Origin of the sequence: Corynebacterium glyciniphilum AJ 3170, assembly GCF_007673095.1 — a bacterium.
In the GTDB taxonomy this organism is placed as follows: Bacteria; Actinomycetota; Actinomycetes; order Mycobacteriales; family Mycobacteriaceae; genus Corynebacterium.
This window is the reverse complement of sequence record NZ_VDYZ01000009.1, coordinates 120,942-134,134: the sequence shown is the minus strand read 5'-3', so window position 1 is coordinate 134,134 and position 13,193 is coordinate 120,942. Positions and strand designations below refer to the sequence as shown.

General features: G+C 65.2%; 11 protein-coding genes and 1 pseudogene. 7 read left to right on the top strand and 5 right to left on the bottom strand.

All coding sequences use genetic code 11. The annotated features are described in order from the left end of the window. Nucleotides 1–26: 26 nt before the first annotated feature. A complete protein-coding gene (locus FS507_RS10375; protein ID WP_145942701.1) occupies nucleotides 27–1,376 on the bottom strand; it encodes an MFS transporter in 1,350 nt (449 codons plus the stop codon). Nucleotides 1,377–1,532: 156 nt separating this feature from the next. On the opposite strand from FS507_RS10375, the gene FS507_RS10370 reads away from it, so the two are divergent. The 4 genes from FS507_RS10370 to FS507_RS10355 all read left to right on the top strand — a co-directional run bounded on the left by FS507_RS10370 (nucleotide 1,533) and on the right by FS507_RS10355 (nucleotide 5,170). After that, a complete protein-coding gene (locus FS507_RS10370; RefSeq protein WP_255372735.1) occupies nucleotides 1,533–1,769 on the top strand; it encodes a DUF3263 domain-containing protein in 237 nt (78 codons plus the stop codon). A 64-nt stretch (nucleotides 1,770–1,833) separates the two neighbouring features. Then, nucleotides 1,834–2,691 (top strand): LytR C-terminal domain-containing protein, encoded by an 858-nt coding sequence (locus FS507_RS10365; protein WP_145942700.1) that lies wholly within the window; start codon nucleotides 1,834–1,836, stop codon nucleotides 2,689–2,691. A gap of 24 nt (nucleotides 2,692–2,715) precedes the next feature. After that, the gene (locus FS507_RS10360; RefSeq protein ID WP_145942699.1) at nucleotides 2,716–3,897 is read left to right on the top strand and encodes a glutamate--cysteine ligase; all 1,182 of its coding nucleotides are present in this window, start codon (nucleotides 2,716–2,718) and stop codon (nucleotides 3,895–3,897) included. Between the two features lie 142 nt (nucleotides 3,898–4,039). Then, the gene (locus FS507_RS10355) at nucleotides 4,040–5,170 is read left to right on the top strand and encodes a DUF559 domain-containing protein (RefSeq protein WP_260853307.1); all 1,131 of its coding nucleotides are present in this window, start codon (nucleotides 4,040–4,042) and stop codon (nucleotides 5,168–5,170) included. Nucleotides 5,171–5,265: 95 nt separating this feature from the next. Here FS507_RS10355 and FS507_RS10350 read toward each other — a convergent pair whose 3' ends face one another. Next, on the bottom strand, nucleotides 5,266–5,895 hold the full coding sequence (locus FS507_RS10350; protein WP_145942698.1) for a hypothetical protein: 630 nt from the start codon (nucleotides 5,893–5,895) through the stop codon (nucleotides 5,266–5,268). Nucleotides 5,896–6,087: 192 nt separating this feature from the next. After that, a complete protein-coding gene (locus FS507_RS10345; RefSeq protein WP_145942697.1) occupies nucleotides 6,088–7,506 on the bottom strand; it encodes a dipeptidase in 1,419 nt (472 codons plus the stop codon). Nucleotides 7,507–7,733: 227 nt separating this feature from the next. Between FS507_RS10345 and groL the strand changes: the two genes are divergently transcribed. Both groL and ppk2 read left to right on the top strand, forming a co-directional pair. Next, nucleotides 7,734–9,383, top strand: a complete 1,650-nt coding sequence (gene groL / locus FS507_RS10340; protein ID WP_145942696.1) for a chaperonin GroEL — start codon at nucleotides 7,734–7,736, stop codon at nucleotides 9,381–9,383. Between the two features lie 165 nt (nucleotides 9,384–9,548). Next, nucleotides 9,549–10,469, top strand: coding sequence for a polyphosphate kinase 2 (ppk2, locus tag FS507_RS10335; RefSeq protein WP_052540245.1), 921 nt, complete (start codon nucleotides 9,549–9,551; stop codon nucleotides 10,467–10,469). On the opposite strand, the gene FS507_RS18500 is transcribed toward ppk2, so the two are convergent. After that, the gene (locus tag FS507_RS18500) at nucleotides 10,470–11,129 is read right to left on the bottom strand and encodes a helix-turn-helix transcriptional regulator (RefSeq protein WP_260853306.1); all 660 of its coding nucleotides are present in this window, start codon (nucleotides 11,127–11,129) and stop codon (nucleotides 10,470–10,472) included. It abuts the gene before it with no gap. Nucleotides 11,130–11,303: 174 nt separating this feature from the next. Continuing rightward, nucleotides 11,304–11,618 (bottom strand): annotated as a pseudogene (locus FS507_RS19085) (helix-turn-helix transcriptional regulator); the annotation flags it as partial. A 697-nt stretch (nucleotides 11,619–12,315) separates the two neighbouring features. On the opposite strand from FS507_RS19085, the gene FS507_RS10325 reads away from it, so the two are divergent. Continuing rightward, nucleotides 12,316–13,167, top strand: coding sequence for an ABC transporter substrate-binding protein (locus tag FS507_RS10325; protein ID WP_186314640.1), 852 nt, complete (start codon nucleotides 12,316–12,318; stop codon nucleotides 13,165–13,167). The last annotated feature ends 26 nt before the right edge of the window (nucleotides 13,168–13,193 follow it).

Here is a 13,193-nt window from a genome sequence, read left to right as displayed (position 1 = left end):
CTCCAGAATAACCGCCGGGTGCGGAACTACACGTGGAGGTCGGACTTTTCCACGGACTTCGGCACCAGCCACACGGCGATGGCGGAGATGATGGCGATGGCGGCCAGGTAGAGGCCGATCGTCCAGGACTTCCCGGTGGAGTCCAGCAGCAGCTGGGCGATCATCGGGGCGAAGGCTCCGCCGAGGATCGAGCCGAGGGCGTAACCGATGGACGTGCCGGAGTACCGGACCTCTGCGGGGAACATCTCGGCGTAGAGGGCCGACTGCGGGGCGTAGGACGGGGCCAGCCCGATCGTGAGCACGACGATCACCAGGACCAGCCAGAGCAGCTCGCCCTTGTCGACGAAGAACCACATGGGCACGGCCCACACCGCGATGAGCAGGTAGCCGATGATGAACGTCTCGCGTCGTCCGATCTTGTCGGAGATACGCCCGGACCAGATGGTCAGCACCAGCCAGGACACGCCACCGATGAGTGTGGCGATGAGCGTCTGTGACTTCGCCATACCGAGCTCGTTCGAGCTGTACGACGAGAAGAAGGCGATGATCATGTAGCCGGCGGCGTTGTTGCCGGCGAAGATCAGGGCGGCGAGCAGCACGCGGCGCCAGTGGTTCTTGAACAGGCTGCCCAGCGGTGCAGAGGCCTCCTTGCGACGCTTCTGCATCTCGAGGAACACGGGGGACTCGTCCACGGCGCGGCGGATCAGGTAGCCCACGGCGATGAGCACCACCGAGGAGATGAACGGGATACGCCAGCCCCAGCTCTGGAAGGCCTCGTCGGACAGGCCGTTGGTGAGCAGGAACATGAACGAGGACGCCAGGATCAGACCCAGTGGCACGCCGATCTGCGGGTAGGAGCCGAACATGCCGCGCTTGTCGCGGGGAGCGTGCTCCACGGCCATCAGGGCCGCGCCGCCCCACTCGCCGCCGGCGGAGAGGCCCTGGAGGATGCGCAGCAGGATCAGCAGCAGCGGCGCCGCGACACCGATCGTCTCGTAGGTGGGCAGCAGGCCGATGAGCGCGGTGGCCACACCCATGCCGAACAGGGTGACCACCAGGACCATCTTGCGCCCGTAGCGGTCACCGAGGTGTCCGGCGACCACGGCGCCGAGCGGACGGAAGAGGAAGCTGATGCCGATGGTGGCCCAGGAGATCACCTGGGCGAGAGGAGAATCACCCAGTGGCGCGAAGAAAAGGGGCGCGAAGACGAATGCGGCGGCCTGCGCGTAGATGAAGAAGTCGTACCACTCGATGGTCGTCCCGACGAGAGTGCCCGCCAGGACACGCCTCTGCTCAGGGGTCTGTTTCGGGGAGTCGGACGGGGCCGTCGAAGGCGGCGGGTTCGGCGTCGATGTCGTGGACGGGGAGGTGCTCATGTGTGTCTCTCTGGGTCTCTCCGGGATGAGGGGACGATCCACCGGTGAAAGGGTGGGAAGGTGGAAAAGGAAATCGTCCGGGCAGCAGTACTCTACGCAACGGTGGTGCCGTGATGGAGCGAAACTACCATCTTGGGTCGGCTAAACTGATTCACCGTGGATGAACTGACTGACGGGGCGGGAGCGGGCCTCTCCGAGCGGGACCGGGAGATGCTCGACTTCGAGGCCCTGTGGTGGCGCGACGAAGGTGCGAAAGGGGAGGAGATCCGACGTCGCTTCGGGGTGAGCCCGGTCCGGTACTACCAGCAACTCAATGCGTTGATCTCGCGACCGGAGGCGTTGGACGTCGCCCCGGTGGTGGTGGGGGCGCTGCTGCGGCGACGGGAAGGCTGATTGATCGCGTTCTCCCGGGGTGTCATGTGGACGTGACTGGTGTGACTGTAGTTAGTATTGGGGCGTGACTGATCAGAACGGACCCCGCCACGGAGACGACTCCGTCTACGACCCGAACCCGGACACGGCCTACGATGACGAGTACGCCATCGACCCCGCCATGGGCGCGGCCGCCGCAGGAGGAACCGCCGGAGCCGCCTCAGGGGCCGCTGCCGGGGCCGACGGGCCGGACGGCGCAAACGGCACCGGAGGCCCGCCTCTCCGGGGCCTGGCCATGGTGCTCACTGCGGTCGCCGTGGTGCTCATCGCCTGGGGTGTCTACTCCTTTGTCGGTGGCGACGGGGACGATACCGAGGACACCGCCCAGGACACCACCACCGGCCAGGGCGGGGCCGGCGCGGGTACCACACCCCAGGGTGGGGCCTCACCTGCCTCACCGCAGGACGGCACCGACGCCGCCGGGGATGACGCCTCCCCGTCCGCCAGTGACGGGGACGCAGCCGCCGACGACCCCGCAGGGGACGGGGAGGGCAGTCCCGACGGTGGAACCGCAGCAGGGGACGCCGGGGGCGGTGAACCAGCGGCGCCCGGCGTTGACCGGGGAGCCACCGCGGTCACCGTCCTGAACAACAGTGGTGAGCCCGTCGCCCAGAGCACCGCAGACCGGCTGCGGGGGGAACAGTGGACGAACATCGGCTACGGCAACCTCCGCGGTCGGATCGACGGCATCAGCGAAGAGTCGCGGGTGTACTACCCCGAGGGCAACGCGCAGTCCCAGGCAGCGGCCGAACAGGTCGCGAGCGACCTGGGGATCACAGCCGCCGCCGGCAACCCGGACTACTATGACCGCTTCAGCGAAGCGGATGTCCGCAACGGCCCCCGTGCCGACGGAGTGGTCGTTGTGCTGACCGGTCCACTGTGACACTGATGCAGTAACATCCTCCCCATGGAATTTCCGTCCTCCGCCCCGACGGTCGGTATCGAGTGGGAGGTGGCCCTTGTCGACCCGGAGACGAGGGACCTCGTTCCGCGTGCCCCCGAACTCGTCGACGCCCTCGACGAGCGTTTCCCGGGACACCGGGTCACCCGTGAGTTCCTCGCGAACACCGTCGAGATGGTCACGGGTGTCCACAAGACCATCCCGGACGCGGTGGAGGACCTGCGTGAACAGCTGACCCAGATCCTCGCCGTCGCCGACGACCTCGGCGTGAACGTCTTCTCCGCCGGGACGCACCCCTTCGCGCACTGGGGTGACCAGCTCCTCAGCGACAAGAGCAGCTACCAGGAGATCATCCAGCGGACCCAGTACTGGGGACGCCAGATGCTGATCTGGGGCATCCACGTCCACGTCGGCGTCGGAGGACGCGACCGCGTCTGGCCCATCATCAACGCCGTCATGACGCAGTACCCGCACGTCCTGGCCCTGTCGGCGTCCTCCCCGGCCTGGGAAGGACTCGACACCGGCTACGCCTCGAACAGGACGCTGCTGTACCAGCAGCTGCCGACCGCCGGCATGCCGTACCAGTTCGCCGACTGGGACGAGTGGGAGGCGTTCAACAAGGACCAGGACCGTTCCGGGGTGATCAACCACACCGGATCCATGCACTTCGACGTCCGGCCGTCGAAGTACGGCACCGTGGAGGTCCGGTTCGCCGACGCCACGATGGACATCCGCGAAGTCGCCGCCATCAGCGCCTTCATCCACTGCCTCGTCGTCTACTACGAACGTGAGTGGGAGGCGGGCCGGGAGCTGCCGACCCTCCAGCACTGGCACGTCGCCGAGAACAAGTGGCGGGCTGCGCGCTACGGCCTGGAAGCTCTGATCATCACCGACCGGGACACCACGGAACGGTGGGTCACCCAGGACATCTCCGACTGGCTGGACATCCTTGCACCGATCTCCGAGGAGTTCGGCTGCGCCGAGGCACTGCAGGGGGTGCGCGACATCATGGAACGCGGTGGAGACTACGCACTGCAGCGGGCTGCGGCACGTGAAGCCGGGGCCGCGTTGGAGCCGGGGACGCGCACCCGGGGTGACGTCGGTGCCGAGGAGGGGTTCACCCAGCCCGAGTCCTGGATTGCCGCGGTGGATCTCACGGTCGACACCTTGAAAAGGTCGGTGTCCTAGTCAGCCAGCTGCCTTCCCGGCGCCGATGCCGGGCTGGGACGGGCATCAGGGGATGGAAAATCCTGGTGCTGTCACCCTGGAGTCTCCGTTCCAACCTGTGAGATAGAGGAGTCCAGGGTTATCCACAAGCACCGGGGAGGGGATGGACAGAGACGGAACAGTTCTGGTGTACTTCGCGCAGGGGGATGCCGGAGTCGAGGGGGATGTCATGGGGAAGAACGCGAACGCACAGGGGCGGGGGCCGTCATACACGTGGAGGCGGATGCCTCTGGCAGTGCCGGTGGTCAGGAGGGATCTCGCGGCAACGGGGACGGTGACCGACTGGAAGCTCAGACGCGACTACACCCAGGTTGCGCCCGGCGTGGTCATCCCGACGCCGGAGGAGCACGACCCCGCGGCCTTCGGGGGATTCGGTGTGGACTGTGTGACAAGGGCGTGGGCCAATCATCTCCTGCGACCGGACGCGGTGCTGGCAGGCTGGGCCGCGGCCGGTGTCTACGGACTGCGGCCGGACTGGTGTGATTCCGCCCCGGTGCTGCTGCTCTGCCAGGGGACGTCGAGTGGGTCGACCCGCTCGACGGTGGCGGCGAGACACCCGTTACGCCCGGTGATCAGGCCGCTGAGCGCCACACCGGATATCCGGTACCCGAGTGCGCGGTTCCCGCGGTTGCGCGTCGTCGCACCAGAGGCGGCCGCGGCGCACTGCCTGTGGACGATACTCACCGGGCGCCACACCTGGTGGGTCCATGATGTTCCGGGAATGACCAGGGAGGAGGTGCGGGCCGTGCAGTTCCTCGACGCATTCTGCCAGTGCACGTGGGTAACGCGGGCACAGATCCTGGAGGAGACGAGGGGAAAGGTCGACCGCGGTGTCATGGAACATCTTCTCGCGCTGGAGGACGACGGGGCGCAGTCACCGATGGAGACCATTCTGCGGCTGATCGTCCATGACCTGCTGCCGCAGCCGTTCCGGTGGCAGTCACAGATCAGGGTGGACCTCGCACCCGGGGCATCCTCGGAGTGGTCACCGCGCACGTTGCCGGACCTGGGGCATGAAGAGCTGAAGCTGGCCATCTACTACGACGGTGCCCACCACGACGCCGCCGGGCAGACGGACGTTGATTTCGACCAGTTCCATGCGCTGCGGGACCTGGGCTGGGAAGTGCTCCGGTTCAACAAGGAGTCGCTCCGGTCGCCCGGGGCTGTCCGGGAGCGGGTGCTCAATGCGATTGACCGGGCCCTGGCGCGTGTGGCCTCACCACGGCCGGGCTGACACGGACGTTCCAGGGTGGCGGCGACCGGAAATTCCACCCTGGAGTTGTCCTCCGGGCGTCCTCCGGGCGTCCTACGGGCGTGACCGGTCCGGAATTACCCGTGCAGCCGACCCGCAGCAGAGGCCAGTGCGCTGGCGATGGAGAGGTCACGGTCGGCGCCGAAGCCGATGGCCCAGACCTTCTTCGTCTGGTGCTGGGCGAAGACGAAGGTGACGGTCGCCTCGAAGATGTCGTACTGGTGGAACTCGAGGATCTCGACCCGGCGTCCATGGTCGGCGAGGATCTGCGTCATCGCCGATGCCGCGCCCATCGAGGTGATCGAGACCTGCGTGCCGGCATCCTCGCGGAGCCCGGAGATCGTCATGTCGAAGTCCCGCCGGCCGGCCGTGCGTCGCGTGGTGGACATCGACTCGACACGGTAGGTGGAGGGGGCGTAGGTGGTGATGAACTTCCGCCACTCCATACCACGCGCTTCCTCGCGCATCCCGGCGGGCAGACGGTGGCCGAAACGGGCGCGGAAGGGATCCTCGGCGAAGACCCGCGTGCGGCTGCGACGCTTCTCGAGCCGGGACTGGTTGCCTTCCCGGTAGGTGACGGCCGTGGAGCGGCGCAGGCCGGGGCGGTCGGTGTAGACGGGGGCGAGTCGCTCGTCGCGGGCCTCTTCGGGGCGGGCGAAGCGAATCATCGTGGTGGTGGGCATCCGGTTGTCCTGTGACTCGAACATGAGTGGGTCTTCCCTTGTGCTGGTTACCGTCGGTGGGATGTGGACCGACGCAACCGCTTGCGAGTAGCGTGACTTCCCCGTGGTGGAGGGGTCAGTCCGCGCCTCCACCCGGGTGGGCTACTCGCTTAAGGGTGTTGATCATGCCGATGATGTTATCTGTATCACTGCAGACAGGCAACCTCGGGGTGAACTTTAGGTGGCCAGTGCTCCCGAGCGGGCGAGAAACAGCAGTTCGGCGGTGCCGATCGCGGCGATCTCCGTGGGGTCGACGGACTCGTCGGCGGAGTGGATCCGGCAGGACGGTTCCTCGATACCGAACAGGGCGAGCTCGGCGTCCGGGTACTTCTCGAGGAGTGCATTGCTCAGAGGGATTGACCCGCCGGACCCGATCTCGGCGGTCTCGTCCGCCCCGTAGGCGTCGGCGAGCGCCTGCGACAGCAGTTTCAGCGCGGGCCCGGACGTGTCGGCGGAGAACGGGGAGGCGAGGGACTCACGTTCGATGCTGATCCGGGCGTTGTTCGGCACGTGGGCCTCCAGGTGCCGGACCAGGGCGTCCTGCCCGTCCTTCGGGTCCATTCCCGGCGGGATGCGGAGGCTGACCACGGCGCCGGCTTCGGCGACGACCGCGTTGACGGAGTCGGCGACGGAGAGGGAGTCCAGGCCGGTGACGGTGATCGACGGACGGGAGATGGTGAGGTCGTTGGGGCTGAGCCCCTGCGCGGAGCCGAGGACGTCCACGCCGTCGAGGACGCCGGCATCGGCGCGGAAGGTGGCTTCGTCGGGCCCGCGTCCCTCCCAGCGGGCCTCGGAGGTCAACCCGTCGACGGCGACGAGCCCGTCATCGTCGTGCAGGGTGGACAGCAGGCGGATCAGGGACAGCAGTGCATCCGGTGCCGCGCCGCCGAACTGCCCGGAGTGCATGGGCTGCTCGAGAGTCTGCAGTCGGACGGTGACCGGCGCCGTGCCGCGCAGGGCGGTGCAGACGGCCGGGACGCCGAGGGCGTCGTTGCCGGAGTCGGCGATGAGGAAGGTGTCGGCGGCGAACAGCTCAGGGTTCGACGACAGCAGGTCCTCGAGGCCGTAGCCGCCACGCTCCTCGGAGCCTTCGACGACGACACGGATACCGATGCTCGACAGGGCGGTCGTCGTCTCGTCGTCCAGGTCGCCGGAGTCGATGAGCGCATTGAGTGCACGCAGGACGGCGAGGTGCATCACGACGTGGCCCTTGCAGTCCGCGGCGCCGCGCCCGTACCAGCGTCCGTCGCGTTCGGTGAGCGACCACGGGGAGGACGTCCAGTTGTCGACGTCGCTGGCGGGCTGCACGTCGTAGTGGGAGTAGAGCAGCACGGTGGGCCAGCCTTCGGCGGCCTCGCGGACCCCGATGACCGACACCGAGCCGTCGGTGGTCGTGTGCGGTTCCACGGGGACCCCTTCGGCGCGGAATGCGTCGGTGACCCATTGAGCCGCTCCGGCGTTGTCCTGCTCCAGGCCCGGTGTCGAGTGCACGGAGCGGAAGGCGACGAGGTCGGTGAGTGCCTGCTGCAGCCACGGCATCTGTTCAGCGACCGCCGCGCGTGCGGATTCTGCGGTGAGAGTGTTGTTCTCGGTCATGTGCTACAGCGTAGCCCTGTCCGGCACCTTGCACTCGGCGGGGGAGACTGCTAGAAACGGGGTTAGCACTTGCTCATGCTGAGTGCCAGAACGAACAACAGAAATGAAGTCTCACTCAGGTGCAGTGAGGGTGGACGTCGCGGCATGCGTCCATCCGTGCCGTCGCGGGCGCTGGATCTGATCCGAACGTGTCGCTCCTATCTCTACAACGGAGGATCAAGAGCCACATGGCAAAGATGATTGCATTCGACGAGGAAGCTCGCCGCGGCCTGGAGAAGGGTCTCAACACCCTCGCCGACGCGGTGAAGGTCACCCTCGGCCCGAAGGGCCGGAACGTTGTGCTCGAGCGCAAGTGGGGTGCCCCGATGATCACCAACGACGGTGTCACCATCGCCCGGGAGATCGACCTCGAGGACCCCTACGAGAAGATCGGTGCGGAGCTCGTCAAGGAGGTCGCCAAGAAGACCGACGACGTCGCGGGCGACGGCACCACCACCGCCACCGTCCTGGCGCACTCCCTGGTGAAGGAAGGCCTGCGCAACGTCGCGGCCGGCTCCAACCCCATGGGCATCAAGCGCGGCATCCAGGCCGGTGTCGAGAAGGTCACCGAGGCACTGCTCGCAGGAGCCAAGGAGATCGAGACCCGTGAGCAGATCGCCGCGACCGCCGGCATCTCCGCCGCGGACGAGAAGATCGGTGAGCTGATCGCCGAGGCGATGTACGCCGTCGGCGACGGTGAGCTCAACAAGGACGGTGTCATCACCGTCGAGGAGTCCAACGCCTTCGGCGTCACCCTCGAGACCACCGAGGGGATGCGTTTCGACAAGGGCTACCTGTCCGCGTACTTCGCCACCGACGTCGAGCGCGGCGAGGCTGTCCTGGAGGACCCCTACATCCTCCTGGTCTCCTCCAAGATCTCCAACGTCAAGGATCTCCTGCCGCTGCTGGAGAAGATCATGCAGTCCGGCAAGCCGCTGCTGATCATCGCCGAGGACATCGAGGGTGAGGCCCTGTCCACCCTGGTGCTGAACAAGATCCGCGGCACCTTCAAGTCCGTCGCGGTCAAGGCACCGGGCTTCGGCGACCGCCGCAAGGCCCAGCTGCAGGACATCGCCATCCTCACCGGTGGCCAGGTCATCGCCGAGGAGGTCGGACTCTCCCTCGAGACTGCTGACCTGCCCCTGCTGGGTACCGCACGCAAGGTCGTCGTCACCAAGGACGACACGACCATCGTCGACGGTGCCGGTTCCTCCGAGCAGCTCGCCGGCCGCGTCCGTCAGATCCGTCAGGAGATCGACAACGCCGACTCCGACTACGACAAGGAGAAGCTGCAGGAGCGTCTGGCCAAGCTGGCCGGCGGTGTCGCGGTCCTCCAGGTCGGTGCAGCCACCGAGGTCGAGCTCAAGGAGCGCAAGCACCGCATCGAGGACGCCGTGCGCAACGCCAAGGCTGCCGCTGACGAGGGCATCGTCGCCGGCGGTGGCGCCTCGCTGCTGCACGTCGCCCACGTGCTGGACGACAACCTCGGCCTCGAGGGTGACGAAGCCACGGGCGTCCAGATCGTCCGTGCCGCACTGTCCGCTCCGCTGAAGCAGATCGCCTTCAACGCCGGCCTCGAGCCCGGCGTCGTCGTCGACAAGGTCGCGGGTCTGGATGCAGGCCACGGCCTGAACGCCGCCACCGGCGAGTACGTCGACCTGCTGTCCGCGGGCATCTCCGACCCGGTCAAGGTCACCCGTTCCGCACTGCAGAACGCTGCCTCGATCGCCAGCCTCTTCCTCACCACTGAGGCTGTCGTCGCCGACAAGCCGGAGCCTGAGGCTGCCGGCGCCGGTGCCGACGAGATGGCCGGCATGGGCGGTATGGGCGGATTCTGATCCGTCTCTGATTCGTCCAGTCGTCTGACCCCGGCTCCTCCCGCAGCGACATCCGTGGGGAGAGCCGGGGTCGACCTGTGTCCACCCCCGCCCGTCTCGTCGTGGGCGGGGGTGACTCGTCCCAGGTGCCGTGTGGTGATGTCGGAGAACCATTAACATGGGAGCATGACCAAGGACAGTAGCGATCAGGGCGCACCGGACGAGCAGGACTTCCACATCGTCGACCTGGCGGCGACTGAGGGCTACATCGTCGACGACTCGGACGAGGACGATCCGGTCCTGATCACGCCGGACGGGCACCGCGTCGACACGTGGCGGGAGAACTACCCCTACGAGGAACGTCTCAGCCGCGAGGAATACGAGACCACGAAACGGTCTCTCCAGATCGAGCTGCTGAAGTGGCAGAACTGGACGAAAGACACCGGTCAGAAGCACATCATCCTCTTCGAGGGCCGCGACGCCGCCGGCAAAGGCGGGACGATCAAACGGTTCAACGAACACCTCAACCCCCGTGGTGCGAGGACCGTCGCCCTGGAGAAGCCGAGTCCGCGGGAGTCGACGTCCTGGTATTTCCAGCGCTACATCCAGAATTTCCCGTGCGCCGGCGAAATCGTCTTCTTCGACCGGTCCTGGTACAACCGCTCCGGCGTGGAGCGTGTGATGGGCTTCTGCACCGACGACCAGCACGCGGAGTTCCTCCGGGAGGTGCCGATGCTGGAGAACATGCTCATGGGGTCCGACATCAGCTTGACGAAGTTGTGGTTCTCGGTGACGCAGAAGGAGCAGCGGACCCGGTTCGCCATCCGGCAGGTTGACCCGGTTCGGCAGTGGAAGCTCTCGCCCATGGACCTGGCGTCCCTTGACAAGTGGGACGACTACACCCGTGCTAAGGAGGAGCAGTTCCGCTACACCGACACCAATGAGTCGCCGTGGATCACGATCAAGTCGAACGACAAGAAGCGTGCCAGGCTCAATGCCATGCGGTATGTGCTGAGCAAGTTCAACTACACAGGCAAAGACTACGACGTGGTCGGCCAGCCGGACCCGAAGATCGTGAAGCGCGGACGCGACCAGATCGGCGACTGATCAGTTGGCGCCGGGAAGGCCTCCCGGATCAGTGCTGTTGACTCGGAAAAAGGTTGGATTCTGCCCGTGAAAACGAGTGAAGGCCCTACTGAAGTTTGAGGGGGCCGAGTAACCGAGCCGTCTGGCTACTTGTACGGACCTTATCCCGGTTTCCAGGAGTCTTCGGGCGACGTGCATTCGCACAGCTAGTTTCCACTGGTTCAGTCCAATTCCCGTCTGCTGGAGAAAGTCACGATGGAGCGCGTTATGGGAAGAGACGCGGGGTTCAGGCAGCCCATCGTTGATGCTGTTCAGGAAGAGCCTGCTGTACTCACGTGCGGCACCGCTGACTGGTTGAGGTACAGCGAGGCCGTTGCCGAGGGTGACCTGTTCGCGGAATACCTTGAGTATGAAGCGGGGGTCGTAGTCTGAGGGGCGTAGCGGGCTGTTCGCGCTGACGCAGCAGTAGAGGAAGTACCGGTCCCAGTTCGCTGGAAACGTCGCTGCATCGGCGGTTTCTATGTGCGCTTCGTCGGGGGTGAGGACAGCAATTGGCAGGGACAGGGACCCGCCGTCGATGTGGGTGTCACGCTCGACATGTGCAGGGAGCCAGAGAGTGTCGCCCTTCTTCCGCTGGACAAAATCGTCTCCGACACGTGCTGAACCTGTCCCGCGGTACATCCACGTCAGTACATGATACGGGATGCGGCGCGCTCCGGACCGTCCCGAGGGAAGCGCCCGGGCGGGGCCGGATGGACCTTGCCGCAAGCTCGCGACGCGAGCGGCTTCACGGTCGGCAACGATACGCGGCCGGGAGGCAGCTGACGGGGCTGCCAGAATAGATTTAGCGAATTCGCGAGGGGGCAGGTCGGTCTCTGCGTGGAAAGCGCGAGTAAAGCCATTCCGGCTTCTGAACCCGACACGTGTAGCCACTTGAGTGACGCTGTACCCTGCGCGCAGGAACTCCTTCGCAGCTGATATTCGACATTTAGTGCGCCATTGTGCGAATGTCAGTCCGGTTTCTTCGGAAAACTGACGGCGTAATGTCGACTGACTTGACGCCACGAGTGAAGCCCAGTGGGCGAGACTGTGATCAATCGAGGGGTTTCGGATCAGTTCCTCGGCGACTCTGCGTCCCGCCTTGCTCCTCGGCAGAGCCGGGGCGTCCATGTCAGTTGAACCAGTAGCGCCATCGAGAATAGTGAAAAGATCGCCGTGGACGGTCTGGTTATAGGTTGTGTAGGCGTGAGCGAAATATGCGATGAGCCAGTCGTAGTGTTCGACCTGCACGTCGAAGGTAGCTAGCGTTCGTGATGAGGATGGGGCAACGTGCAGGGGCACGAGAGTCGGGAAAGCTACGGTGCCAGGCTCCGTGCAGACAGCATACGGCGTTCCGGTCGGGATCCAGACCCCGGTGCCCCGGATGAGCGACAGGTCACGAGGCCGCTCCTCATCGGGGAGGTGAATGTGTGCCGTCCCTGTGTGGACCCACAACAGGTGATGCTGGGCGGTGTCACCAGATTCGTGGAAGCTGCACGAGGGTATCGACGGGGGAGAAGTAGGGGGTCGAGGTTGTGACATGATCTGGGCCGTCTCCGGAGGTGGGCTGGTGATAAGTAGTTGGTACTTTACGCACCCTTTCGTGCCATTGCCTCACCTAACCTTAACTGCGTAACGCAGGCAGGCGAGTAACGAGGAAGGTTCATGTTGCATGGTGAATGTCAATCGAACACGTGACCGATGGTGGTTTCTAGCGATTGTTCTCGGATTCTCGGTGGTGATGAGTGCCTGTAGCGGGGAGAGCTCTGACTCGAGTGATGGTGTCGATTCCGACGGTCGTTCTAGTGCCGGGCACTACCCTGTCACGATGGATTCGGCGTACGGCGAGATAGTCGTTGATGAGAAGCCAGAAACTATCCTCGTCATCGGCGCTCAGTATGTTGATATGTTGGCGGCAATAGAAGAAGAGCCAGTGGCTTTCGCGGGAGCGGGGGAGCAGGATGAGGAAGAACTGTTGTCGACAACCCCATGGATGTCGGACCTGCGGACGGGACAGTTTGACCCTCGGGTAGTGACAGCGGACTACAAGGTTGATCCAGAGGTCATCGCACAGTACGAACCGGATCTCATCGTTGGCCAGCCGTACTACATCGAAGAAGAACATTTCGAGCAACTTTCAGCAATTGCCCCGACGTACGTCAGCGTTTTCTCGCCAGATCGTGACTGGACAGATGACCTCCGGGACCTCGGTACACTCACCGACAAAGAGGAAGCCGCGGAAGAGGCCATCGCGGACGTGGACGACAGGTTCTCTGAGGCCAGGGGCGCGTTGGCGGGCCTTCAGGGAAGGACCTTCAACCTGGGGTGGTATACCGCGGAAGGGCTCCGGATGCCTCCGGCGTTCCACTGGGTCGAGGATCTTGGGTTGAGAAACGCTGATAATCAGCCTGGGGAGGGCGAACAGGCGAAGAACCTTGCCCGGGAAAACTTGAGTCAGTTCGCAGGGGATATCGCGTTCGTTCAGGCGGACGATGAGGGGCGCGCTGCATTGGAAAGCGACGCCAGGTTTAGATCACTGCCGGCCTCCCGCAATGATTCATTGTTCTTCGTTGATCGGCCGGTGATCGATGCGGCGCTCACAGCTGGTCCTAGGAGTATGGAGTGGCTGCTTTCGGAGATAGTGCCGCTGCTAGAGAGCTCTCCGCTCAATGTCACCTGAATGGCTCGTTGACGCAGCGGCTCCTG